We start from the raw sequence: 24,308 nt of genomic DNA on the forward strand, positions 1-24,308 counted from the left end.
CTATTTATCTATAATATTACTATAATAAAGGTTAATAACAATAAATGACAAGAAGGTGTAAACCTGTATGAATGTAAAACAATTCGTGAAACAGCATCGAGATGTATGGAAAGAGCTCGAAGAAATCGTGACAGAACTACATAAGAGTAAAAATATTACCGGAACAAGAATCAGCAAATTTCATCGTCTTTACCGAAAAGCAGCACAGCATCTTTCCTATAGTCAAACCTATTTTCCTAATGAAGAAGTTACACAGTATTTGAATGGCCTCGTCTCCAAATCTCATAATCTGCTTTATAAGGATCAGGTTTCGAGCTGGAAGCAGACACGTCAATTCTTTGGAGTGAAATTTGTTGGCATGCTTATTGAGCAATGGAAATTTGTCATCATCGCTATGGCGCTTTTTACAATCGGGTTTCTTGGAAGTTATGCGGCTGTGGCGAATGATGAGCTTCTACTATACTCGGTACTGCCTGCCGGAATGGCCAATAGCTTCGATCCGGACCAGCTTGGTGCAAATGAGGGTCACGTGGATGCACCCCTCATGTCAGCTTCCATCATGACAAACAATATTCAGGTAGCTTTCCTTGCTTTTGCAGGAGGAATTACATTTGGTCTCCTTACCGTTTATGTATTGATCTATAATGGGATTATTGTTGGTGCCATTGCAGCCTTATTTTGGCACTATGATAAAACCTATGAGTTCTGGGCATACATCGTACCTCATGGAATGATTGAGCTTACCGCTATTTTTATTGCAGGTGGAGCAGGCCTTCTTATGGGTTACAGGCTATTTGTACCCGGTCCTTATTCAAGAGGTTACCAGTTGAAAGAAAATGCAAAAAGGTCCGTTCAGCTTTTACTTGGAACGATTCCATTGTTCATCATAGCAGGTGTAATTGAAGGATTCATTACACCTGCAGCCATTTCGTTTGAAGCGAAATACTTTGTAGCTGTCCTTACTGTTGTCGGGCTGATCCTCTATATCGGTATTGCGAAAATGAAACTCCTAAAGCAGGAGCAACTGCTACAATAATCCTCTATTGATCATATCAATATAATAGGATACTGCGGTTGTTGCAAGCTTTTCTTCCCGGGCCTCCATCATTAGGAGGCCTTGTTTTTCCCATTTTGCTTTTCCATCCTTCTTGATCAGGATCTGCTGTTGTGCGATACTTTTTACCATGGTTTGTTGTACATTTACAGGTGCCTCTTTGCTTCTACTCACCAGCATTTCGTCCTCCACTCCAATCATCAGGAACAAGTGCCTTTGTCTCAATCTTTTCAGATAGATCAATGCACTTTCTTCATGAAGGAAAGTCTGAATATCACTGAATAACAGAATGAGACTGCGCTTTTTCTGTACAAGCTGAAGATAATTTAAAATCTCCCCATAATTGGATTCCGCAGCATCCACTTCCAGATTATAGATACCATGAAGAATGGTTTGAAGATGAGACATGCCTTTAGCTGGTGGAATATAAACTTTCACTTTTTTGGAGAAAGCAAGAACGGCTACATAATCTCCCTTTTGTAAAGCGGCAGCGGTCACGGTCAGGGCAGCCTCGATGGATTTCTCCAATCGGTTCCCATTTTTCAGTTCAGCTCCCATCATTCTTCCGCAATCAATCAATATGGTAATATGCTTTCCATGCTCAGGTTCATATTCATTTGTCATTACTTCCTGCAGCTTAGCGGTCTGACGCCAGTTAATTTTTCGTGGGTCATCCCCTACCACATAGGAACGGATTTTTGAAAATTCTCCTACTCCACTTTTATATTTTCTGATTTTTATACCTTCGTAGTTTAAGAATTTTTGGGCATCCTCCAAAAATTGTTTGGTTTGGGTCATGTCCGGTATTACCTTGATGCTCTCTTTTAAAGAAATGGAGATTTGTTTTTCCCATAGCCCCAATGAACTTCGGTAACGGATATACATTTTATTAACCTGATAATCGCCGCGGACTGGTGCTTTTGTCTGATAAACAAACTTTACCGAAGTCTCTCTTTCTGCTTTACCTGATAATGGAAAAGGCCTTTCGAATGATTGAGGCAGACCGTCTATGATTCTAAAAGTAACATCGTAGGAGGATGCGTTCTGAACCGTGATCGGTACCCCATAGTTGATGCCCCTCTCCATTTCACCCGGACATGAGCGTTTCACCAGAAGCTGATTCTTATTGGGGGAAAAAATCAAATCCACCAAGCTGAAAATTAATACCAGGATATTGGCAAGTAGGACAAATGACCATGGCAAATTCCATAATGTCGCTGTTAAAAGGATCCCTGTAAGAATGGCAAATACTATAAGTAATCGATTGGTTGGAACAATCCCCTTATCTCGGAACAGGAATCGACCCCACAAGCTCTTCAATGATCTGGTCAACAGTAGATCCCTCCAATTCCGTATGTGGAGATAATTGGATACGGTGGCGCAGGGCAGGCTTGGTTACAATCTTAACGTCATCAGGCGTAACGTAATCCCTGCCACTTAAATATGCAAAGGATTGTGCTGCCTTTCCGATGGAGATTCCGGCCCGAGTGCTTGCCCCAAAACGGATGGAGTCTACTTCCCTTGTTTTGCGTACTATCTGCATAATATAATGAAGCACACTCTCGCTGACCGTAATCATTTCAATTTCTCTTCTGATGTATAAAAAGGTTTCCATATCTAAAACTGGTTGAACGTTACTCGCGTCATAGCTTTTTTCAATCACTTGCTTTAATACATTCGTCTCCTCTTCCAAGGATGGGAAATTAACATGTAATTTAAATAGGAAGCGATCCTGTTGTGCTTCCGGTAATGGATATGTACCTTCAAATTCAATCGGGTTCTGTGTTGCAACAACAAAAAATACATCAGATAGAGAATAGGTATCCCCCTGGATGGTTACCTGACCCTCTTCCATTGCTTCAAGTAAGGCAGCCTGCGTCTTGGCAGGGGTACGATTTATTTCATCTGCCAACAGAATATTTGTGAAGATCGGACCCTTCAGCGTCTGAAAAGAACCTTCTTTCATATTGTAGATGGTACTTCCTGTAATATCACTCGGCAGTAAGTCCGGTGTAAACTGGATACGTGTAAACGTTCCGCCAAGAAGGCTGGCAAGCGTCCGTACCATTTGCGTCTTCCCGGTTCCGGGTACTCCCTCCAATAGCACGTGTCCACCTGCAAGAATAGAAGAAATCAAGAGTTTAAGATTTAAAGATTGTCCCAAGATCCGTTGTTCATATTTTTCAAGTAAGGATGCTAATTCAGGTTTCATCCTTCCTCCACCTCTTTCCTAAGTTGATCCAATTTTTTTGACCAGAGCATATATTCCTGTTTGGTTATCTTCTCTTTTGCCAATATGTTTGTTAAATCATATAAAAATATTTTCACACTCTTCGGGTCCATTGTTTTAGATTTTCGTTCAAGCGAGTCGGCACGGTCCATCCATTCTTTGCTTGATGGAATGCCCCATTTTTCTTGAAATACAAATGTCAGATAGTCCGCCTGTATGGAAAGAGAATCCTGATACCTGTTCCCCTTTATATGCCAGGCTGCAAGAGCCTGCAAATTTTCATCACTGAAACGCACAGTTTCCTCCCTGGACACGAGGACGGGACCGAATCTTTTTCCACGATTCCATAATAAGAGAATGGTCCATAACACTCCTTGAATGATGATTATAATAAACCATTGAGGATATGTGGTCGTGAAAGTGGAACCACTGTTCTCACCATGTAAATACTCGTCAATTAATAGCACACCCAGCTCTTGATTATCCTTCTGCAGTAGGTACAACAGAAGTTCCAGGTGCTCCTCTTTTAGGATTGCATCATTTGTGATCCATTCCGGTGTATTGGAAACAACGAGGGAACCCTGTCCAAAATGCCGTTTCAATGCGACCGTTCCGTGTTCATCACTAAGCAGTACTTCATCTGTTTCTTCCGCCTCTATTCGAACAGATGAAAAATTTTGTGCTCGATATTCCTTAGAGTCTTCCATGAAAATCCGTCCGTCTGATGAAGGGAATTCAGTATAATTGGTGTTAAGACCGAACATGGAGTCCGGGTTGTTCATAAGAAGCAGAATTGTATTACCCTGCTCCATAAATGCAATATACTCATCCATGACTTCCTGGTTTGGTACCGTATATGGCTCCACCATCAAAAGTAGCTGATTTTCCGAGCCGGAAAGCTTACTTGGCGGTTCCTCCCATCGGCTTATTCCACCGATTTCCTTTTGTACATATGTATAAAAAGCTTTGATACCTGTAGGTGAAGGGGAATGGGAGTCATAGGGTAAATAGGTTTTGGTCCCTTTTGAAAGAATAAAGTAAGTGCCAAGCAAAAATAGAATTAATATTGCGGCAAACCAAATCCATCCGCGGTTTTTTGATACCTGTAGCAATTCTACCTTCCTCCTCCTTCCAACCATTTCAAGGCCTTATCCCGGTAAAGGCTGTATTCTTCTTTTTTAATCTGCTGCTTTCCGTAGGTTGCTCGATCAAAAAGGAGGGCAAAGTTAAAAAATAAATCTGCGCTATCTTTTTTTGCAGATCGGAGCTCTTCGTAATACTCCCAGTTGGTTTTCCAGATTCTAGCTTCCAACCAGCTTTTTTCATGGAAATAGAGTAGAAGTGCGAGAAATAGATGGCGTGTAGATAAGCTGAAATCATTTAATTCCTCTTGTTTCAATGCATGTTTGAGATGTTGCTGATAACTCCACTCCAATTCATTTGGAGAATGAAAAGGCTGCTGTTTACCTATGGCCCTTCTCTGACGATATCTTACAGCGAAAAAGATGAATATGATCGCTAAAATAGCGATTGCAACCGAAATAATCACGATAAGAATATTACCAGCAACAGAACTTGTCGCCTCCAATGATGGAAAGAACTTGGCCAGCAGATCCGCCAGCCAAGCCTTTAAGTCATCCCATAAAACTTGCAATGTATTTCTATTATCCTCGTAATATATCTGATACTCGTGATGCTTGAGTATCTCCTTTATTTCTTCTCTTGCCTTTTCTTCCTTCATCAATACATCATCACCTGTCTTTCAATAGGACAAAGGTTATTGCCCGACATGGTAGTCGTCAATGAGATCTTTTAGGTCATCAGCATCGTGTCGACTTCTTAAATCCAAATACATGACGGCATAGCCGACCGACATAATGAGAGTAGTAAATAAAGTAGCAAGACTGACGATAAGTCCCAACAAGACGCTTCCGCCAAGCAAAAGTGCGAATGAAAGTTCTATGGCAAATGTAATGGAGCTGATGATTAAAAAGAAGATGAGGTACAGTCCCATGGACACCCATGTACGTCCCTGGCTCAACTTCCAGCTGCGACCCAACCCCGGTGAATTTCCATCGATGACAACCGAACCGAAATAAAAGCTCCAGCGAGTGGAAAAATACCCGACAAATATTGCTGATCCAATGGATAGTAGAATTGTCAGAATAACTCCGATTATCGGATCAATTGCAAAGAAAACGAGGCTCATTAGCACAACGGATAAAATAGTCCCGATTATCAATCCAAAGACGATGATACCGTATAGAATACTGCTTCCGATAATGGCCCAAAAACGGGAGAATCCATTTTTAATCAATGTCCCAAAAGTAAACTCCTCGTTTTTTCGAACGTGGTCTACACCATAAAGAATGGCAGCCTGTGCTACAGGATACAGAAACAAACTGATCAATCCAACCAGCATAACTCCGATATCTGCAGCTATATTGGAACTAAATGCAGGATCACTTGCCTCCAAGCCTGCAACCATCTGTTCCAACCAACCATTGCCCTCCCCTACTTCTCTGAAAAAACTGGTGCCAGTTGCTAATTGAACCAGTGCCTGTATCAAATAGACAGGTCCTAAGAGGATAAGTAATATTAAGAAAAAATCTTTGAAGCGGGTTCTGCTTAGGCGAAACGTGACATCCAATATTTGCCCGAACCCTTTTGGTCTGTTTAATTGTTGATCCATTCCTGATAGCCCCCTAAATTTATATTCCATATGTTGTCATATCGACTATTTTACCATTAATCTAGCAAATTTCGAGAAATAATTTGCTTATTCAATAGATAATTTTAGAAAAGTAAAATGCTTTTACAACAAAAAGATCCCTGTCATTGACAGAGATTTTTTTTGTGCCTGTATCATAAAGCCCGTTGATTTCCATTCCAGGCACTGCGCTTATCCTTAGGCGGTCCAGGAGCCTCCTCGACGCTTACGCGTCTGCGGGGACTCCCTTGTCCCTTCCTCCCGCAGGAGTCTCCGTGCCTTCCACTTCAATCAACTGAGTTTTTTGAATTTTTTGCGGAACGATAACCACTTGTATTTTAAAATAGAAATAGATTTGATCTTTCAGCTTATTACTCCAGCTTCCGAAATTTCCACTTCAGCTTCTACGTTAACCTGAATGGAAGGATAAAGCTCATCCCATTTTTCTTTCGACCATTTTCTTGAGCGATGCTTTACCTGAAATCCAATACCAAGCGGGTCAATTTTCAAACCTTGAAACTTTTTTATCATTTCCTCTCCTTCCTTTTCTATTTCCTCTTCCATACTCCGTTCAATTTGTTTTTTAACTTTCGATGTAATGTCGTCCCCTGAATATTCCTGGATGATTGCATTCGTTTTAATTTTGATTGTAATACTTGGATCATTTTCGATATTTTTTATTTCATATTTTCTCTTTGAATCAATATGAAAAACTGATGCAAATACCCCATCATCACCTAACTTGACGCTCATGGAAGCATCTGAAGTGAACTTTTCAACCAAGAACATAAAGATATAACATTCTTCCCCTTCGATCGATCCAACGAATTGATCTTCCTTGAAAAGAGCAACTCCCTTTATGTCAGCTTCTTTGTCGGTTAATTTCAAGTAAGGAAGAATAGGGTCCCTCCCTTCTTCCCTATAGGCCTTGGTAAAAAGATGCAAATTGGTTTTCGGGAGTATGCCACTTTCAATATTATGCTGGATCAATTTGGAAAGAAACATTCCATTATCTGTTTCCCCGTATTGAATCTTCAGGGAATTTCCAAGGTCTCCTTCTACTACAGCGAGGAACATTTTTGCTCCAGTGGCAGGATCCCTTCTGAACGTATCGATGATTTCAAAAATTCCTTTTTCAGCAAGCTCTTTGCTATATAATGCTACTTCAATCTTCCCGCTTACAAACGGTTTTGAAGATTTTCTATTTAATTTATCTCTAATGATCTTACTAAGCTTCGAGGAAGAGGTGTACGTTTTGTTTTCCACTGTTAAATCAGGCTTATATACGGGAAATACAGCGGTAGCGATAATGGTATCCTCATCCTCACCCAATTCAAATCCAGCAGCACTAGCCAATTGGACATCATCCAATATTTTTTGATTTAGGCAGCCTGACAATATTAAAGTGAAAGAAAACAGGCAAAAGCACAAATTCTTCTTCATTTTTTCTTCCTCCTTACCTTGGACACAACAAGGTATAGTAGAAATAGTAAAGGCACAAAGACAAACTCAGAATAAAGGCCGACTTTGGTGGTCCAGCTACCTAGCATGGCAACCTGCTCCCTTTTCTGAAAAAAAGTACTGAGGATGATCATCAACAATACAAATCCTAACAATGTATACTTTTGATTAACTCCCAGTATCTTTTTCAGGCCTCTTGTTGACGCCCAAAATAATAAACAAACATTTGGTAGAATGATGAGCGCCCAGGATGTGATGCCAATGTACTCAAAGCGCTCCACCACCGGCATTTCAACTATTTTCCACAAGGTTAAAGTTGCCCAAATCTGTTTTTCCAGCTGTTCTTCACTAAAATAGCTTAATGAAATAATTGTGATTAGAAGATAGGTTAAAAGGGTTAATAATGCTCCCATCTGAGCCCATTTATGGGACGTTTTTGCCTCCTTTATGAAAGGATAGTACATCAAAAGGGTGGAAAAACCTAGATAACTAAGTGTCATCTCCTTGGAAGCCAGAAACATATCCTTTATACCGTGGTTCCAAATAGGGAATAGAGCAATGATTTGGGTATATTGAATGGGAAAAAGGAATGTGAAAATCAAGTATGCCGGTATCACCACACCAAGAAAACAGATTCCTGCTACTGTTCTAAAGCCCCCTAGGATTGTGTACACGATCAGAACCCCAAGAAGAATGGACAATAAAATGTTATTTACTTCTGGAAACATCCAAACATGTATGACTTCAAAATAGGAATAGAGAACAGTATATCCAACACTTAGGAAATAGAACATCCAAATAAGACTAAAAAAACCACCAAGCCATTTACCAAAAACGAATTTATTTATGTCGATAAGATCCATTTCAGCCCGGTTTAATAACTGGAAGATGATCCAGATGACAATATGAACAGCGATTCCTGCAATGATAACAGCTATCCAGGAATCATTTCCTGCTACAGAAACCAGGCTTTGCTGAAATCCTAAAATCCCAACACCAATCTGAACGGAGTGTACGAGAAAAAACACAAAATATGGAGAAACTTGGAAAACTTCAGGAATGCCTTTTTTCATTTGCCATCTTCCTATCAGTAATACTCATCAATATCTTTTAGCTTCTTTTTCTTGTTTTTCTTATTATCAAACCTAACCGTATCTTCCGATTGAACCTCAATAGGTCGCTTGGATTGCAGAGAAAAAGGTAATCTGATGACTGCATCTCTCAAGTCTGCAAGACGCAAAGGGTTTATAGGTTCCAAGAAAGGCCGACCTAAAGATGTCAATCGAAGTAAATGAATAAGCAAAAAACAAAAGCATAAGGTTACTCCCAATAAACCTAAAAAATGGGCTGAAATGAGAAAGGGAAACCGAATCAGTCTTATCGTATTACCCATTTGATAGACTGGTGTTGTAAAGGAGGCCAATGCAGAGAGTGCCACTATAATTAGGAGAACATTACTTGTCAGTCCAGCCTCCACTGATGCAGTTCCAATTACAATCCCTCCTACGATACCGATTGTTTGGCCGACTTTTGTAGGTAGTCTTGCCCCTGCCTCTCTTAGCAATTCTATTGCCAGTTCCAGAATGATTGCTTCAATGATGGGTGGCAAAGGTATCGCATTTCTCGACGTGACCAAGGTACTTACGAGGTCTTTTGGTATCAATTCATAGTGATAGGTCAATACCGCTACATAAATAGGTGTCACTAATATGGAAAAAATGACAGCAAACAGTCGAACGACACGGAAAAAGGATGCAATGATCCAATTAAGAAAATAGTCTTCAAATGCAGAAAAGAACTCAAAAAGCGTCGTAGGGCCAATCAGCCCATGCGGCGCACCATCCACAAGAATGACAATTTTCCCCTCAGCCAATACAGATGCAACCCTATCCGGTCGTTCTGTGTCAATAAATTGAGGGAATGGAGAGTTATTATTATCCTGGATTAATTGAGTGATGTAGGAGCTGTCATTAATTTGATCAAATGAGATGTCCCCAATTCTTTGAATGACCGTATGGATATTTTCACTATTTGCAACATCCTCCAAGTACAGTACAGCAACTCTAGTTTTGGATAACTTACCAACAGTAATTTCTTTCACTTCAAGCTCTGGTACAGGCAGCCTTTTTCGGACCAGGTTTAAATTCACATCCAACGATTCCACAAAAGATTCTTTGGGCCCTACAACACTGAATTCCACTTCAGGTAGGGAAACTTGCCGTCCCTTATTTGCTATTGCCGGTAATAATGCCACAGTGGTTGTTTCATTAGACAAATGAATGCCAACGTAGCCGTACAATAGCATTTCTTGAACTTCATTCCAATCGTCCGTCATTTTGATGTCATCAATCGGAATAGTTAAAGGCAGGTCTTCCATCTTATCTATTCTATATTTATGGAAATATGGAAGTATCTCCTTTTGAATGATATCCTTATCAACCAAAGAGCTGTAATAATAGAGATGAAATGGTGTTTTACATTTCTCATAGAACGAATCTACAAAATCGTCTGATTTCTTAAAGAGATTTAGTAATTGATCAAAAGTTTTGGTCTCCTCCACCGTCTCAATTGGTTTTGGTTCTGGAGGATCATGATTGATCAGTTTTTTTATAGGTCTTTTTTTCATTACAGTCACCTAATTATTCTTTAGGATGCATAGGATATTTTTGTTATTATTCCAGTAAATAGGATAATAATGCACTTTTGAGTTATAAAATGGTGTTTATTTCCTAAAATGAAAAAAAGTCCAGCATTTCTACTATGCTAGACTTTTACTTTGATTTATAATAAATGCTTCCCTAGGCGAATAACCATTCTGGGAATAAATATAATGATGTTCCAAAGGATGGATAAGATTATCGAATCTCTGATTTCCTCAAATAGCCATCGTACAAAACTTTTTTGTTTTCTTCTTTTTTTCTGCAATTTCCAAACCACCAAATCTTTTAATTTCAATGAAGTACTATGTAAGCTATTTTGTTCTTTCTAGAGCAGTTTTATTATTCCGTTAATTCCTTATCTGTTATGTAAAGATGGTAGTTATTTTATGAATTAATAAAAAGTCCCCTTCAAAATGAAGAGGACTTCTCATTACTTATAGAAAACTTTATCTACGTTATATTTTGCTTCGAGCTCGTTAATGATGTATGTTTCATAAATCTCGCGCTCCATCGCATCTTCCACGATGCAGACGTCAATTCGGTAGACTTCATCACGGTGGTTCTTTATTGGAGATACGTTATCTTCCAAATGCTTCTTTACACGCTGACGAAGCTTTCTTGCCTTGCCGACAAAAAGCAGTTCATCATTGATATTAAAGAACATGAAAATCCCGGCTTTATCTCTTGGGATCTGATGCAGGTCAATAAATCCGAAGACAGGAGTGATGATAGGTTCGTCATTTCTTCTTATTTGTTGGCGTTCCGTAATGGACACGCTCGGTTTAGGTATGCTGATATTAATCACGTTTAGTCACGTCCTCTTTTCTTGTAGAGCTAAATGTTACCACATCTCATGTGGAAAAGCTATGAGTTGTTTGAGTCCTTACAACAATGCTCCACCAACATGGTAATTTATGGGCTCAAGAACGGTCGGCTTGCCAAGGGCGAGTCTTGCCAACTCTGCACCCATAAAAGGTCCGCTGGTCAATCCTGAAGCACCCATCCCATTCGCCACAAGAATCCCTTCATACGAAGGGAGGGGTCCAATCACTGGCAGGAATCCTGGGGTGAAAGGTCGAAATCCTACTCGTGTTTCAATATGGGTACCATTCTCCAATCCAGGTGCCACATCAAATGCTTTTCCCAGTATTTCATGTATTCCGCCTGCAGTTACACGTGTGTCAAAACCCGTATTATCTTCGTGAGTAGCTCCTATTACTACCCGGCCGTTTTCAAAGGCAAGGATGTATTGATTGGTAGGAGGCATTACTACCGGCCATTTGGCAGTATCTTCTTCCTGCAGTTCCAAGTGGACAATCTGTGCTTTTTGCGGAACCACTTCAAATTGAAGTCCAAGCGATTCAATCGTCTTTCTGGACCAGGCACCTCCTGTATCAATGACCATGTCAGCATCATATAACAGATTCTCATTTACGGTAACCCCTGAAACTATCTTTTCGTTATGTACAATTTCAGCATTTCCGTGAATTACTTTTAGGCCAATCTTTCTTGAAGCATTTAGCAAGGCGTCTCTTAAAGCACGGCCGTTCACCCTTGCCCCACCACTTACAAAAACTGCCCCATACCCTTCTGCCAATGGGGGAAAAAGCTTTTTTGCTTCTAAATGTGAAAGAATGGAGATTTCCCCTATCTCAGGCGCGTTCACTCGTCTTTTTTTTGCTCTTTCCGCCATTTTTTCAAGCTTTTCTATTTCTTTATGTAAACTGATTGCCCCAACCCGGCTATAGCCCGTTTCGGTTTCACCATCCTCTTTAAGCAGTTCAATGAGTGTTGGATAGTATCGTGCTCCGTTCTTAACTAGTTCATACCATGCCTTATTTCTCCTCTGTGAAATCCACGGACAGATGATTCCTGCTGCTGCGTCGGTTGCCTGCCCTTTATCAGATCGGTCTATGAGGGTGACATCCGCTCCAGCTTTCACTAGGTGATAGGCTGTCGAGGCACCAAGAACACCTCCGCCAATAACAACGAACTTTTGCATAATTAACACCTTTTCCTTTGCATATGTATACAAAAGCTATTATGCCTCAATTATTGCTTAATTCCTAGTGAAGCCTTCCTAGATCCAATAATTGTTTTATATCTGTTTGAAAATAAAAAGAGACAACCTTTTACATTTTTAATAGTTGTCTCGCTTACTTATTATTCTGCAATTGAGATAATCGGTGGTTTATTCAAGTATTTCATAATTTTGCACATCATGTTGTACGGCCTGCCCCTCAGGTGAAACCAGTGATTGTAAAATAGAATCTACACTATTAAATTCAAGTTCTGCTATGAGATTTAAATGCAGATCGGTATGCATGGACTGTAAGACCTTATGGATTGATGCTCCTTTAAGTCCCTGCATTTTTTGTACCAATGGAATATGTTCAGATTGATAGTAATTATTAAATCCCTCCTCATCATGAGGCTTTTCATAGATTACAATCATTTTTGCCATTGTGTCCCCTCCCTGTTTTTTACTATTTATATTTATTCTGTAAAGTAATAGGTCATTACTACTACATCCTTATTTATTCAAAAAACAAGCCCCGCTAGAATAGGCGGAGGCTTGATGATGAAATTTTTATTTTTAGTCGGTATGTCCGAAATTTATATTCTTTCCATAGAATATTTCATCCATCTCATTTGTCAGCTTTTCAGTGATTTTATACCTCTCGTCATCGTCCAAGGATTCTTTTGAAAAGCCGAACAGGTAATTATTCAAATCAAAATCTTTGAGACGACACTTGGTGTGAAAGATGTTTTCCTGATATATATTGACATCGATCATATCATAGAGACTTTTCACATCTTCTGGTATGTAGTTTTGTATCGAATTTATATCATGATCGATAAATAGCTTATTACCGTTGATATCCCGTGTAAACCCACGGACACGGTAATCCATTGTCATGATGTCTGTTTCAAAGGAATGGATGAGATAATTCAGAGCTTTCAGAGGAGATATCTCTCCACAGGTGGAAACATCAATATCAGCGCGGAATGTACTTATTCCTTCTACTGGGTGGTACTCAGGATAGGTATGAACGGTTATATGGCTTTTGTCCAACTGAACTACGACATTATCAGGTAGAGGTCCTGGAGACTCCTCATACGATTCATTCGGCACTTCCACCACAGGACCTTCCGAAACAAGTACAGTCACACTCGCTCCCTGGGGCACATAATCCTGTTTGGCTACATTTAGCACATGCGCTCCAATCAGATCGGCAACTGTAGTCAGTATCTTTGTCAATCGATCGGCATTATACTGTTCATCGATATAATCAATATAGGCCTCACGCTCTTCCTTGGTTTTTGTATAGCAGATATCATACATGTTGAAGCTGAGCGACTTAGTGAGGTTATTGAATTCATGAAGCGTGATTCTCTGCTCTGGAGTGATTTTCAAAGTTACTTCCCCCTTTTTTTCCTAAGCACTGAATATGGTAGTGCTTTTATTATTTTTATAGTACCCCTTCCACCTAGGAAAAAAACAATTAGTCCATGTCAATAAAATCAGCTATCTCATCTTTTCGTTCGATAAAGGCCTTTCTACCTGCTTCTATTAACTGATCCATGAAGGTAATGTCGTCAAAAGGCACCTCCCCACCGAGTTCTTTGTTAATGCGGAGATAATTCCCGCCAAGCAGCTGCTTACACTGATAGGTAACGGATTCAGATGACAACTGCAAAGCAAGGTCCAACAGTTTAGGTGTCACCTTCATGGATGGAATACGAAAAGGAAGCCATTGCTTTACGCCCCAGTATTTGTTGTCAGATATAGTAAAATCAATTTTCTGAAGGCCAGTACCAATTGATAATATGTTAATTTCATTAAGGCCAAGTTTAAAATACTCCAAAGCCTCAGTAATACAAACCATCGATGGGTTATTTGCCCATAGTCCACCGTCGATTGATAAATAGTGATTGCCGATGTTGTTTGGTGGAAAGTATACGGGTGCGGAACAGGAAGATAAAACTGCGTCCCAAAGTTTAATCGTTAGATCCTTTGTATCTGTATTTCCATAATTGGATCGATGAACAAAAGGTCTTCCATGAGTAACGTCAACTGCAGGTATCAATAAGGGGGTAGATATGTCAGCCAATGTTCGTTCACCGAAAGCCTGAGTTAAAAATTTTCTAAGATTTTTATCGCTGTAGATGCTCTTAAAAAGCCCCACTTTGGCTTGCCTGAAAAATATCTTCTCTCCAGAACTTATATAGCTCTCCAATACTTTTTTCATTTCCATTTTTAAGCATACTGAAGCTGCAATGACAGAACCTGTGCTTGTACCTGCAACGACATCAAAGAGTTCCGAAATCGGCTTGTTATACTGATCTTCGATAGCCTTTAGAATAGCCAGGGCGAAAACACCCCTTATGCCTCCTCCATCAATGCAAAGTATTTTCATTATTTTCACCTTATCTTTTTGTCTTACAAGTTATCTTTTCCTCATCGACGATACTTATGTGGTATAGATTTGGTCATAGATCTCACTTTGGTGAAGAAAAGTATATTCAGCGCCATGATAAAGATATAAAAGAAAAAGGAATAGAGGGATGTCCAATTCTTGAATTGAAAAAGATTGAATTGTAAGGATATCAGTTCCAAAGTAGTAAGAATTATTCCCCAGCATAAAGTGTAGATAATCCAATTCGGTTTATATTTCGAGTAAAAGTAGATTGCAATGACAATAGGCGGAGGATATACCAATGTCTGCAGGATTACATCAAAAATCTCTGCATGGGCGTAATCAATCGTATCGTATAAATCCAAGGGATGTTCTGCAAAAAGGGATTCTAGTGTAGTAGTAAGAAAAAGGTTGAACAAATATACAGAGAAAACCTCGACTGCTGACAAATGCCTCTCTCTTTTCAGCAAGTAGAAGAGTAAACAAAGTACGAAAATGGTGATAACAATTGTATATATTTCATTCGCATCAAATTGCTTCGGTAAAATTGGATCCATGACTTTTGAATACATGTTTTTCATGTCTGCAACCTTTCTCTCATTAACAATCGGTTTAAATACTTCTTTATGATAAAGGTAATGAATACGACAATAAAAGCAAATACAATATCAATTACCGGATACCAGTGCTCACCCTTTTGTTCCATAATTCCCATGGATAGATAGAATCTTTCACTGGCTACTATAAATGCAGCCCAGCCGATAATACTGAAAGATTTGGTCAGTGCGTTTTTCGATATTGACAAGTATATTATCCCTATTAACAAAACAGGCAAAATGATACCGAAATGCAGCTTTATAGAGATTTTAGCCCATAGACTATCCGAGATGCTTATCCGGTCATATGGCGAAAATAATTTATAATAGGTATTTTGACAGAGGTAGGAAGTCAGAAGAAATAACAATACCAGTTGAAAGGCAGTAAACCTTCTTCTGTAGAGGCGAAAAAAGAATAATATGAGGAAGGAAACGGCAACAGTGATGGAAAAAGCTAAAATCATGAGCGTAACTCCTAAGTTGTGACATTTCACTTTTAGTATAACTAAGGAGTTACGATTCATACTTTCCTGGCAAATCACTTGCTATTAATAGTGAGACCTCCAAGTACATCAGCGTATGCTTCCAAATGTTTGATTGATGAAATATCATGTTCAAACAAGGGAATATGAATTATTTCCTGCTTTTGGAATTTATGTGTTATCTGCTGCAGATATTGCGCCTCATTATCACGCCGGTTCTTCATGAAATTACCGTCTGCATGGGAAGGAATGACTTTGTTAACAATGATTGTTGATACAAGGATATCGTTTTTCTCCAAAACAGCTATGGCTTTTTCTGTTTCAATGATGGGCAGACGCTCAGCGTTCAGAACAAATGTGTATTCTGTGATGGCTGAATCGAGCAGCACATCCCGGACTTTTGCAAATTTCTGTTTTCTGGCCTGTAATTTCTCAAATATGGGATCCTCAATCGGCTCACCATCATTAAGCAATTGGGTGTAATTGTCCTGGACCTTTCTTCTCTTTTCCAACAGCCCGCTGATCCAAACATTCATCAGTTCCGGCAGCGTCAACAATCGGATGGTATGCCCTGTTGGCGCTGTGTCAAAGATGATATGGTCGTAGTTATTTAATTCATCGAGTATGATAGAGGTGATTTTATCAAAAAGGGCCGCCTCATCTGCACCGGGTGTTGCGCTTGCCAAATCAATCTGGCGGTATACCTCATTTAGCATAGTGGCCTTCACTAGTCCTTTAATATTGTTTTTCACTTCGGATATGTATCGTTTTGATTCAGTCTGGGGGTTGATTTCGAACAGGGACAGATGGTCGTTTATCCTCAAAGTAGTATCTTTCAGACATACATGAAAGATATCACCTACATTATGAGCCGGGTCTGTAGAAACCAGTAACACTTTTTTATGCTCATTTGACAATTTAAGTGCAATGGCAGAAGCGGTTGTTGATTTTCCCACACCGCCCTTCCCTCCAACAAACATTACTTTCTTATGTGTATTCTCCATAATTCTCCTCCTAGCAGCATCGGATTCCGTTCAATGGAGACTTTTCCATCCCCATCCGCAAATGCCAATCATGAAACCGTTCAATGACAAGGGGATAAAGCTCGAGTGTAAAGTAAAACGCAGGGTTTGGAAGTCCCAGCATTTCCGAAAAACATAATAGTGTGAATAGATCTTCTTCATCACGCAGTTCCCTTGCTATTTCTGTTCGATGGGGCTGTTGCAAAATTTCATCATAGGTAGAAGCCACTTTTTTTAATAACTCAAGAAAGTCCATACTAAAGCTCCTTTCTGAAATGAAAACGAGGATGACCATGAAAACGATCATCCTCTTATTCTTTTTACATGGAAGGATCGATTGGTGGTGTTTGATCTTTGCTTGTAAATGCCTTGAAGGCTTCCAGAATGATCCAGAATACGAATGCCAGGATAATTCCGCCAAGAATGAACAAGAGCATATTAGCATCAGGTTCTCCGAGACCGGACCATTGGAAAACAACTTGTTTGATCATGGCCCACAAGGTCATTACGAAGATGAAAACCATTGGTACGAAGGTGAAGAAGAAGTTTCGTCCCTGCCTTTTCAACCATATGGATATCAGAAGTAAGCTTATTCCTGCCAACAGTTGATTACTTGTTCCGAATAAAGGCCATAACAGGTAACCACCAGATCCAAAGCCATTCGGTCCCTTGGGAAGAAGTACTAGTGCAGCGCTAGACACTACAGCAATAGATGTAGCAACATGCATATTGGTTAATGGTTTGAAGTTATATTCACTACCAATTTCTGCAATGATATATCTCATCAATCTAAGTGATGTATCCAAGCTGGTTGCAGCAAAACTTACAACGATAACCGTTACAATGGTCCTTGCTATATCAGCAGGTATAAGTATGCCAGTTGCCAGCTGGGATGCACCATTAATGAAGTTCCCCATTCCACCCAAGCTTGCAGCACCAAAATCGGAATAGGCCGCTCTGAAGTCTGCTGCGTTTGCAAACAAGGTAGCTACTGCAATGATGGAAATTAAGGCTAAGATCCCTTCCCCCACTGAGCCGAGATAACCAACAAATCTTGCATCAGTCTCTTTGTCCAATTGCTTGGACGTTGTACCGGAAGCAACCAATCCATGGAATCCTGATATGGCTCCACAAGCAATAGTTATAAAGAGCAGCGGAAACCAGGACACATCACTTACCTCATTTGTCATAGGTGCCGTCAACTCTGGACGTAAAAATACTAAGCCTGCATAGAGCATGATCAACCCTACGACTAATTGGTGTGAGTTAATGTAATCACGCGGCTGTAAAAGCTTCCAGACTGGTAATGTGGAAGCGAAATAGCAATAAATAAGGAGAATGATAATCCATACAAAGAAAGACATGGAAACTGCGTCCAGACCAAACATGACAGTGTTATCCGCTCCCCCGAAATAACGCACCAGATCAATCTGTAAGGCTGGTACTTTACTCGTCAATACAGCTGTACCATACATAATTGCTAATGCGATGATAGACGGAATAAGCATTTTAGCTTTTCTTTTGTAGACGGCATAACCAATCCAAATTGCAATAGGAATTTCTATAAAGATTGGCAGTACAGATGCCGGGAATTTAATGAATAGATTGGAAATGACCCAAGCAAAAACAGCGTTTACCATTAACACAAGAATCAAAATGATAAAAAGAAACAGCATTTTCGCGCGCTTTCCAATGAGACGATCAGTTATGGTACCGATCGATTGTCCTTTGTTGCGAACTGATAGGACAAGTGTGCCAAAGTCATGAACTCCTGCAGCAAATACAGTCCCAAGGACTACCCATAGGAATGCTGGTCCCCATCCCCAGTAAACGGCTATGGCAGGTCCAAGTATCGGTGAAGCTCCTGCCACCGAGGAAAAATGATGTCCCCATAGAACCACTTTCTTAGTTGGTACAAAGTCCACCCCATCCTCATATCGATGGGCAGGTGTAACATAATTCGGATCCAAGCGATAAATCTTTTCTGCGATGAACTTAGAATAATAACGATAACCCACAGCAAACACAAAACCCCCAATAATCGCCAACCATATGGAATTCACCCATATCCCCCCTTAAATATGTATACAAGAGAATCGTAACCAATCTATGAAAGCGTTGTCAATAATAATTTCAGAAAATTCTTAATAAATAGGAACTGTAGTTAGGACTAGGTGCTATTTAATTGATGGGAATTCTTAATTGAGAATTATGTCGGAGCTTTCGGTGAGAATTTATATACTGATAAAATATATTTGAAATTGTTTTATTTATAGGGAATATGGTTTATTTCCTTCGATACTATTCTAGGAAAACTCTCTTATTAAAATGATAATTTAGTCCTTAATTTCATATTGTTTATTCTATATAAAGAACTTATAATATGATAGATTCATGAAAAATTTTACTTTTAAGGGGGACTATGGTTGAAGATTAATCGTTTTTCTTTATTGTTTACTATTTTGCTAGTATTTAATGTTTTTGCTTCCACCTCTGTTTTTGCGGAGGGCGATGCGGAAGAACCACCAACGATTGTTGCGTTGGGTGATTCCATTCCTTATGGATATAACTTGTCTGGTGATAACTCTATTCCTTCCAGTTTAGCTTTTCCAAATCTAATAGCAGGGGGATATCCAAATGTTCTTAATCTGAGTAAACCCGGGTTAACATCAGATGTCCTTTTGGCTGGTATGAATGAAGAAGTGTTAATGACATTGGAAAGTGCGGATCTAATTACTTTGAATATTGGAAGTAACGATCTACTACAAGCAGTGGAATTCTCTGAGATTTTAGCTTCTGGTGTTCCGATTGACGAAGCGAAGAAATTGGAACTTATGCAGAAAGCAACAGTTGCCGCTCAGAAACTGGGAAGTAATTTAGGTGTTATCCTTCAAACTATTCGACAACAGACTGATGCCCCAATCTTTTTATACAATATTTATAACCCTTTTGCTGTAAGTCAAGATCCGTTCGCTGGCTCGATACATATTTTTGGCGAGGCGATTTCAAAGACTGTAAATCAAACGGTTATTAATCCAATGGTAGCAATCTCAGAGACCTATATTATAGATTCCTATAGTGCGTTTTCTGGAAATCAAATGAACCTTGTCATCCCTGGTGACATTCACCCTAACCAAGTTGGTCACGAAGTTCTTGCGGGATTAGCTGATCAACAATTGGCGATTCTCTATCCAGAAGAAGAGGTCCCGTCCTTGGAAGTGGAATTATCGGTTTCTGATGAAGAAGAAACAGAAGGTCCAATTGAAGTCTTTATCGAAACCAACAAAAATGACTATGTTACTGCACTCAAGTGGCTCAAGGGATCTGGTTTGACAGAGGAAAATTTCATCGGTGAAGGCAATGAAATCAGTATGGAAACCTTCTCTTTTACAGTCACCGAGAATGGAACGTACACCGTCTATGTAGAATCCTATGAAGAATTTGTTCTATTGGAGTTCACCATTGAAAATATCAAAGCTCCGCCAGTCGAAGAGGAAGAACCGCCGGTAGAGGAAGAGGAGCCCCCTGTGGAAGAGGAAGAGCCCCCGGTTGAAGAAGAAAAGCCTCCTTTAAAAGAAGAACCTAAGGAAGAGAAACCACCAGTTAAAGAGGAAACGAAAAAGCCGACAAATGGTAATAAGCTTCCGAATACAGCTACCAACTCTTATAACTATCTGGTTATGGGGTCAGGGATGCTTGTGGTAGGTTTCTCTGTAATGTTGACTTCGAGAATCAGAAGTCGAAAGGTGAATAAATAAAGCAGTAGCCCCCAATTGAACTCAAATGGGGGCTTTTATCATTTTTATGATTATATACATCTCCTCAGATCAGGCCTTCACCTTTGCGGAAGATTCATATAGCTCCAATGCTTCCTTGACATTGTAGTTTTTCTTGACTATGGCATGAATGGCCTTAATCATTGCTTCCGGCTGCTCGGATTGCCAGATGTTCCGCCCCATATCCACTCCCGCTGCTCCCTGCCTCATGGCATTGTAGGTGATTTCCAGCGCTTCCTTAATTGTATCGAACTTTGGCCCTCCTGCTATGACAATCGGGACAGGACATTTACTTGTTACCTGTTCAAAATTTTCGCAGTAATAGGTTTTTACAATATCTGCTCCCATTTCAGCCGTCACCCGGGATGCAAGTGCCAGAAATCTGGTATCCCTTTTTTCAAGCTCCTTCCCCACTGCCGTTATTCCCAGGACAGGGATGCCGAAATCATGCGCTTCACTTACCACGTGGGCGAGATTGGTTATTGTCTGTGTTTCGTATTTCGACCCTACAAAAACGGAAACTCCTACTCCCACAACATTGTGGCGGACTGCCTCTTTCATAGAAGTGACGATGGTTTCGTTGGACAGATCATTCAACACTGTAGGCCCACCTGATACTCTGAGCACCATCGGCTTTTCTGTATCTTCGGGTATGCATGCAGCAAGGGTACCTCTGGTCAGGTATAAGGAATCCGTATATGGTAGAAGGTTCTTGACTGTTTCCCCCGGCTTTTCGAGACCGGATATCGGCCCTAGAAAATATCCATGATCTATCGCAAGCATAACTGCCCTTCCATTTGGAAGTATTTTATTTAGTCTGTTTTTAAAACCCCATGTCATTGCACTTCACTCCTTCTTAAATCTATATTTGTGGTTTATTGATGACAACTGAGTCATTCTTTCCTATATGCGGTGATTTGATGAAGACAGCTTTAAAAAGTTCACTGGACTGATTAATCAGATAGTGGGAGTCGCCGGGACTGCATTGGATCATATCTCCCGGTTTCGCTTCCACCCTTTCACTATTAATATAGAAATCAATCTTTCCTTCTAAAATGTAGAAAATCTCCTCGCACTCGGTATGATAATGGTTGGGGAAATCCTGACCAGGCTTCAATACGACAACTCCGACATCCACATTCGGGCCTTTTGTCAAATATTTGGGACCGTTATCACCAAAACGATATTCAAAATCATTTTCATTCACCTTCTTCATGTTTATCCCTCCTTTCGCTCGTCTCTATAATCCTGGTGCCTTCCACATATGTGCTGTTAACCCCCTATCAGCAAGTTTCAGCTGTGCTTCATACACCCTCCGCCAATTCTCATAGATTTTTGCATATTCCTGATGATTGGCCATTCTTGGCTGGAAGGTACGCTCCCAAACGACAACTTGATCTACTCCATCCTTGATAGATGAATAGATTCCTGCTCCAATAGCTGCATATAAAGCGGTACCCAGTGCGGCGGCTTCTTTTATCACAGGCACTTTTACCGGGACACCAAGAACATCGGCAAGGATCTGGCTCCACAATCTCCCCTTGGAAGCTCCTCCTGCAAATATTACTTCTTCCGGATAGTGACCGGTTACCTCTTCTATTAGCTTTAAGTTTCCTAGAGTAATAAGTGCTGCGTTTTCCTGGAGTGATTTGAACATTTCCATTTTTCCGGTCTTTTGAGGATCGATGCTGAGGTTAATGAAGGATGGTGCTGCATGGCGCCAGGATATATAATTCATGACATCTGAGAATATAGGAATGATCCCGTTAGATCCAGCAGGTACGAGTTTGGCTTTCTCTTCCAATATTTCATAGGCATCCCTGCCGGTTATTTTTGCCTCTTCCACTTCCTTCTCGCAAAAGGCATCCCTGAACCAACGCATAACAAGTCCCGGGAAAAATGCAATGGCTTCCAATTGCCATTGTCCATCTACTGCATGACAATTTACTCTTAGCCTGCCTTTGGGATCAAAATATGGTTTTTCCACGTTCACCTCTTGTTGCCAAAATGACCCTCCGGAGACGACTGTCTGGTTTGTCTCAATGGCACCAACACCCACTGATGCCATCTGTGCATCCCCTCCACCTGAAACAACCAGTGTTTCCGGGCTTAATCCAGTTAGAGATGCTGCTTCCTTTGAGATTTTTCCTATAACAGTTCCTGCTTCATGTACCTTAGGAAAGAAAGTATCTTTGATTCCACATCTTGTAGCTATTTGTTTTTGCCACTGTCTTGTCTCAAGATCAAAAATTCCACTCGTACACCCATTGGATGGATCCACTTGAAGGACGCCTGACAATCTATAGAGTATCCAATCGTTTATCATCGTTATAAAAGTGGTTGCCTCGTAGATTTCAGGTTTATGCCTTTTTAACCACAACAGGCGCGGGATGGCACCAAGCGCAAAAGTCTGACCGGACTCGGCATACAATTCCATTTCCAATTTTTCATCCATCAATTTTAAGTCCGAAACCTCTTCTCCCGCTCTTGCGTCAACATTGGCACATGCCCAGATTTCCTGGCCGTTCCGGTCGTATAAGACAAGCCCTTCCCTCATACTTGTTGCACTTACTGCTTTTATTTCTGATGAAAAGATACCTGTGTCCTGCAACACTTCTTTGACACATTGAATGACCAGATTCCAATTGTAAACGGTATCAAAGTTCATCGATCCCGGAACATCCTCTTCTGAAAGGTGGTTCCATTCTTTTTGCGACACACCTATTTGTTTTCCGTTACGATCAAATAAGACGGCTCTAATACTCCCTGTTCCTGCATCAAAAGCCAATACGTATTCCATGCTATACGTTCACCTCCATTTTCATTAATGCTCTTGCAGTCGTTTCATCTGTTACTAATGTATGAATATAGCCACCCTTTAAAGCTCCATAAATGGCATCAACCTTTTTATCCCCTCCGGCAACTGCAAGGACATTGTTCATTTCTTTCAATCTGTTAATATTCAATCCTATTAATCTGTTATGGTGAGGCAGTGCAATCACTTTTCCTTCCCGATCATAAAATTGTCCCAGTATGTCTCCGACTGCATGCTGCTGCTTGATAAAAGTAAGTTCATTCAGTGTCATTTTTTCTTCCTGGATGATTGTGGCGTCAGGAGATACCCCACCTATCCCTACCAAAATGTACTTGGATAGGGTGCCAAGCTCCAGAATTTCCTTGATGGAAGGCTCCGACAAAAAGCTTTCCGCCATCTCTTCCGATGAAGCAAGGAAAGGTGCCGGAATAACGGATATATGGTGGAATTTCTCCATCCCTCTATCGTTGGAACTTCGATTATGGAGATAATAGTTGACCCCGCCTGTCAATGTGACGACACCTACATTTAAGCTGGGATCCAATGTCAAATAGTCGATGGTACGGGAAACCGCTTTACCCCAACCGAGTCCTATCAAGTCATCCGGCTGGAGCTTGTGATGCAAATATTGTGAAGCTGCCCTTGATAGACTATCACTCAAATCCTCCATATTGGGAGGTGTCGGAACGATAAAAGCATTTGCCAATGAAAAAGCCTCTTTGAATTCTTTCTCCATGCTTAAGCAATTCGTTCCCATCCCTTTAATATTGAACTGGACAACGCCCTCCATTCTGGCCCGCTCGAGTAGTCTTACCACCTTTGTACGTGAAATCTCCAAAGCTTTAGCAATTTCTTGTTGGGTCAAATTGTCCTTATAGTAATACCATGCAACTTTTATTAGAAGGTTTTCGGTAAACTTATCCTGTATCATCTGCTGTACACTCCTCAACAAATGTGCGCCATGTAAACTAATGTTCGTGCTTTATGACCAATATATCCATCATGATTTTATAAAAGAACTGAAAAAAATCTTTTGGAAAAAATAATGAAGTTGCTGGAATAAATGCTATATCTGCTGTGT

General features: G+C 40.3%; 24 protein-coding genes. 2 read left to right on the forward strand and 22 right to left on the reverse strand.

Annotated features, from left to right (window positions below):
* The first annotated feature begins 67 nt into the window (after positions 1–67).
* Positions 68–1,036 carry a stage II sporulation protein M gene (locus ACQCT5_RS12355; RefSeq protein ID WP_499642294.1) on the forward strand — a complete coding sequence of 323 codons (969 nt, stop codon included), beginning with the start codon at positions 68–70 and terminating at the stop codon, positions 1,034–1,036.
* Here the strand turns inward: ACQCT5_RS12355 and ACQCT5_RS12360 are convergent.
* From ACQCT5_RS12360 to ACQCT5_RS12445, 18 genes are all read right to left on the reverse strand, one after another.
* Positions 1,028–2,386 (reverse strand): DUF58 domain-containing protein, encoded by a 1,359-nt coding sequence (locus ACQCT5_RS12360; RefSeq protein WP_499642297.1) that lies wholly within the window; start codon positions 2,384–2,386, stop codon positions 1,028–1,030. The two genes, ACQCT5_RS12355 and ACQCT5_RS12360, sit on opposite strands and share 9 nt — an antisense overlap.
* On the reverse strand, positions 2,337–3,266 hold the full coding sequence (locus ACQCT5_RS12365; protein WP_499642300.1) for an AAA family ATPase: 930 nt from the start codon (positions 3,264–3,266) through the stop codon (positions 2,337–2,339). Before ACQCT5_RS12365 ends, ACQCT5_RS12360 begins: the two co-directional genes overlap by 50 nt.
* Positions 3,263–4,396, reverse strand: a complete 1,134-nt coding sequence (locus ACQCT5_RS12370; protein ID WP_499642303.1) for a DUF4350 domain-containing protein — start codon at positions 4,394–4,396, stop codon at positions 3,263–3,265. The genes ACQCT5_RS12365 and ACQCT5_RS12370 overlap by 4 nt, the downstream gene beginning before the upstream one ends.
* 2 nt (positions 4,397–4,398) lie before the next feature.
* Positions 4,399–5,028 carry a DUF4129 domain-containing protein gene (locus ACQCT5_RS12375; RefSeq protein ID WP_499642305.1) on the reverse strand — a complete coding sequence of 210 codons (630 nt, stop codon included), beginning with the start codon at positions 5,026–5,028 and terminating at the stop codon, positions 4,399–4,401.
* Between the two features lie 33 nt (positions 5,029–5,061).
* Entirely contained in the window at positions 5,062–5,976 is a 915-nt protein-coding gene (locus ACQCT5_RS12380; protein ID WP_499642307.1) for a hypothetical protein, read from the reverse strand.
* 381 nt (positions 5,977–6,357) lie between these two features.
* On the reverse strand, positions 6,358–7,437 hold the full coding sequence (locus ACQCT5_RS12385) for a Ger(x)C family spore germination protein (RefSeq protein WP_499642309.1): 1,080 nt from the start codon (positions 7,435–7,437) through the stop codon (positions 6,358–6,360).
* The gene (locus ACQCT5_RS12390) at positions 7,434–8,528 is read right to left on the reverse strand and encodes a GerAB/ArcD/ProY family transporter (protein WP_499642311.1); all 1,095 of its coding nucleotides are present in this window, start codon (positions 8,526–8,528) and stop codon (positions 7,434–7,436) included. The genes ACQCT5_RS12385 and ACQCT5_RS12390 overlap by 4 nt, the downstream gene beginning before the upstream one ends.
* 14 nt (positions 8,529–8,542) lie before the next feature.
* Positions 8,543–10,081, reverse strand: coding sequence for a spore germination protein (locus tag ACQCT5_RS12395; RefSeq protein ID WP_499642313.1), 1,539 nt, complete (start codon positions 10,079–10,081; stop codon positions 8,543–8,545).
* Between the two features lie 464 nt (positions 10,082–10,545).
* Positions 10,546–10,920 carry a nucleotide excision repair endonuclease gene (locus tag ACQCT5_RS12400; protein WP_499642315.1) on the reverse strand — a complete coding sequence of 125 codons (375 nt, stop codon included), beginning with the start codon at positions 10,918–10,920 and terminating at the stop codon, positions 10,546–10,548.
* 78 nt (positions 10,921–10,998) lie between these two features.
* On the reverse strand, positions 10,999–12,117 hold the full coding sequence (locus tag ACQCT5_RS12405) for an NAD(P)/FAD-dependent oxidoreductase (RefSeq protein WP_499642317.1): 1,119 nt from the start codon (positions 12,115–12,117) through the stop codon (positions 10,999–11,001).
* A 189-nt stretch (positions 12,118–12,306) separates the two neighbouring features.
* Positions 12,307–12,579: an EthD family reductase gene (locus ACQCT5_RS12410; RefSeq protein WP_499642319.1), complete on the reverse strand. Its 273-nt coding sequence runs from the start codon at positions 12,577–12,579 to the stop codon at positions 12,307–12,309.
* 132 nt (positions 12,580–12,711) lie between these two features.
* Positions 12,712–13,533 (reverse strand): adenosylmethionine decarboxylase, encoded by an 822-nt coding sequence (speD, locus tag ACQCT5_RS12415; protein ID WP_499642321.1) that lies wholly within the window; start codon positions 13,531–13,533, stop codon positions 12,712–12,714.
* 88 nt (positions 13,534–13,621) lie between these two features.
* On the reverse strand, positions 13,622–14,536 hold the full coding sequence (locus ACQCT5_RS12420; RefSeq protein WP_499642323.1) for a CBASS cGAMP-activated phospholipase: 915 nt from the start codon (positions 14,534–14,536) through the stop codon (positions 13,622–13,624).
* Between the two features lie 41 nt (positions 14,537–14,577).
* A complete protein-coding gene (locus tag ACQCT5_RS12425) occupies positions 14,578–15,117 on the reverse strand; it encodes a hypothetical protein (RefSeq protein WP_499642325.1) in 540 nt (179 codons plus the stop codon).
* Positions 15,114–15,596 carry a hypothetical protein gene (locus ACQCT5_RS12430; RefSeq protein ID WP_499642327.1) on the reverse strand — a complete coding sequence of 161 codons (483 nt, stop codon included), beginning with the start codon at positions 15,594–15,596 and terminating at the stop codon, positions 15,114–15,116. Before ACQCT5_RS12430 ends, ACQCT5_RS12425 begins: the two co-directional genes overlap by 4 nt.
* A 74-nt stretch (positions 15,597–15,670) precedes the next feature.
* Positions 15,671–16,618: an ArsA family ATPase gene (locus ACQCT5_RS12435; RefSeq protein WP_499642329.1), complete on the reverse strand. Its 948-nt coding sequence runs from the start codon at positions 16,616–16,618 to the stop codon at positions 15,671–15,673.
* Positions 16,619–16,628: 10 nt separating this feature from the next.
* Positions 16,629–16,892 (reverse strand): cory-CC-star protein, encoded by a 264-nt coding sequence (locus ACQCT5_RS12440; RefSeq protein ID WP_499642331.1) that lies wholly within the window; start codon positions 16,890–16,892, stop codon positions 16,629–16,631.
* Positions 16,893–16,956: 64 nt separating this feature from the next.
* The gene (locus tag ACQCT5_RS12445; RefSeq protein ID WP_499642333.1) at positions 16,957–18,699 is read right to left on the reverse strand and encodes a carbon starvation CstA family protein; all 1,743 of its coding nucleotides are present in this window, start codon (positions 18,697–18,699) and stop codon (positions 16,957–16,959) included.
* 363 nt (positions 18,700–19,062) lie between these two features.
* Here ACQCT5_RS12445 and ACQCT5_RS12450 point away from each other — a divergent pair, with 363 nt between their 5' ends.
* On the forward strand, positions 19,063–20,394 hold the full coding sequence (locus tag ACQCT5_RS12450) for a GDSL-type esterase/lipase family protein (RefSeq protein ID WP_499642335.1): 1,332 nt from the start codon (positions 19,063–19,065) through the stop codon (positions 20,392–20,394).
* A gap of 69 nt (positions 20,395–20,463) precedes the next feature.
* On the opposite strand, the gene lsrF is transcribed toward ACQCT5_RS12450, so the two are convergent.
* Genes lsrF through ACQCT5_RS12470 form a run of 4 tightly spaced genes read right to left on the reverse strand, consistent with a single transcriptional unit; the run spans position 20,464 to position 24,158 of the window.
* Complete coding sequence (lsrF, locus tag ACQCT5_RS12455; RefSeq protein WP_499642337.1) at positions 20,464–21,252, reverse strand: 3-hydroxy-5-phosphonooxypentane-2,4-dione thiolase; 789 nt, start codon at positions 21,250–21,252, stop codon at positions 20,464–20,466.
* Between the two features lie 22 nt (positions 21,253–21,274).
* Positions 21,275–21,628 (reverse strand): cupin domain-containing protein, encoded by a 354-nt coding sequence (locus ACQCT5_RS12460; protein ID WP_499642338.1) that lies wholly within the window; start codon positions 21,626–21,628, stop codon positions 21,275–21,277.
* A 24-nt stretch (positions 21,629–21,652) separates the two neighbouring features.
* A complete protein-coding gene (lsrK, locus tag ACQCT5_RS12465; RefSeq protein WP_499642340.1) occupies positions 21,653–23,212 on the reverse strand; it encodes an autoinducer-2 kinase in 1,560 nt (519 codons plus the stop codon).
* Between the two features lies 1 nt (position 23,213).
* The gene (locus tag ACQCT5_RS12470) at positions 23,214–24,158 is read right to left on the reverse strand and encodes a sugar-binding transcriptional regulator (RefSeq protein WP_499642342.1); all 945 of its coding nucleotides are present in this window, start codon (positions 24,156–24,158) and stop codon (positions 23,214–23,216) included.
* Positions 24,159–24,308: the final 150 nt, after the last annotated feature.

Origin of the sequence: Sutcliffiella halmapala (assembly GCF_050107295.1) — a bacterium.
Lineage (GTDB): Bacteria > Bacillota > Bacilli > Bacillales > Bacillaceae_I > Sutcliffiella_A > Sutcliffiella_A halmapala_A.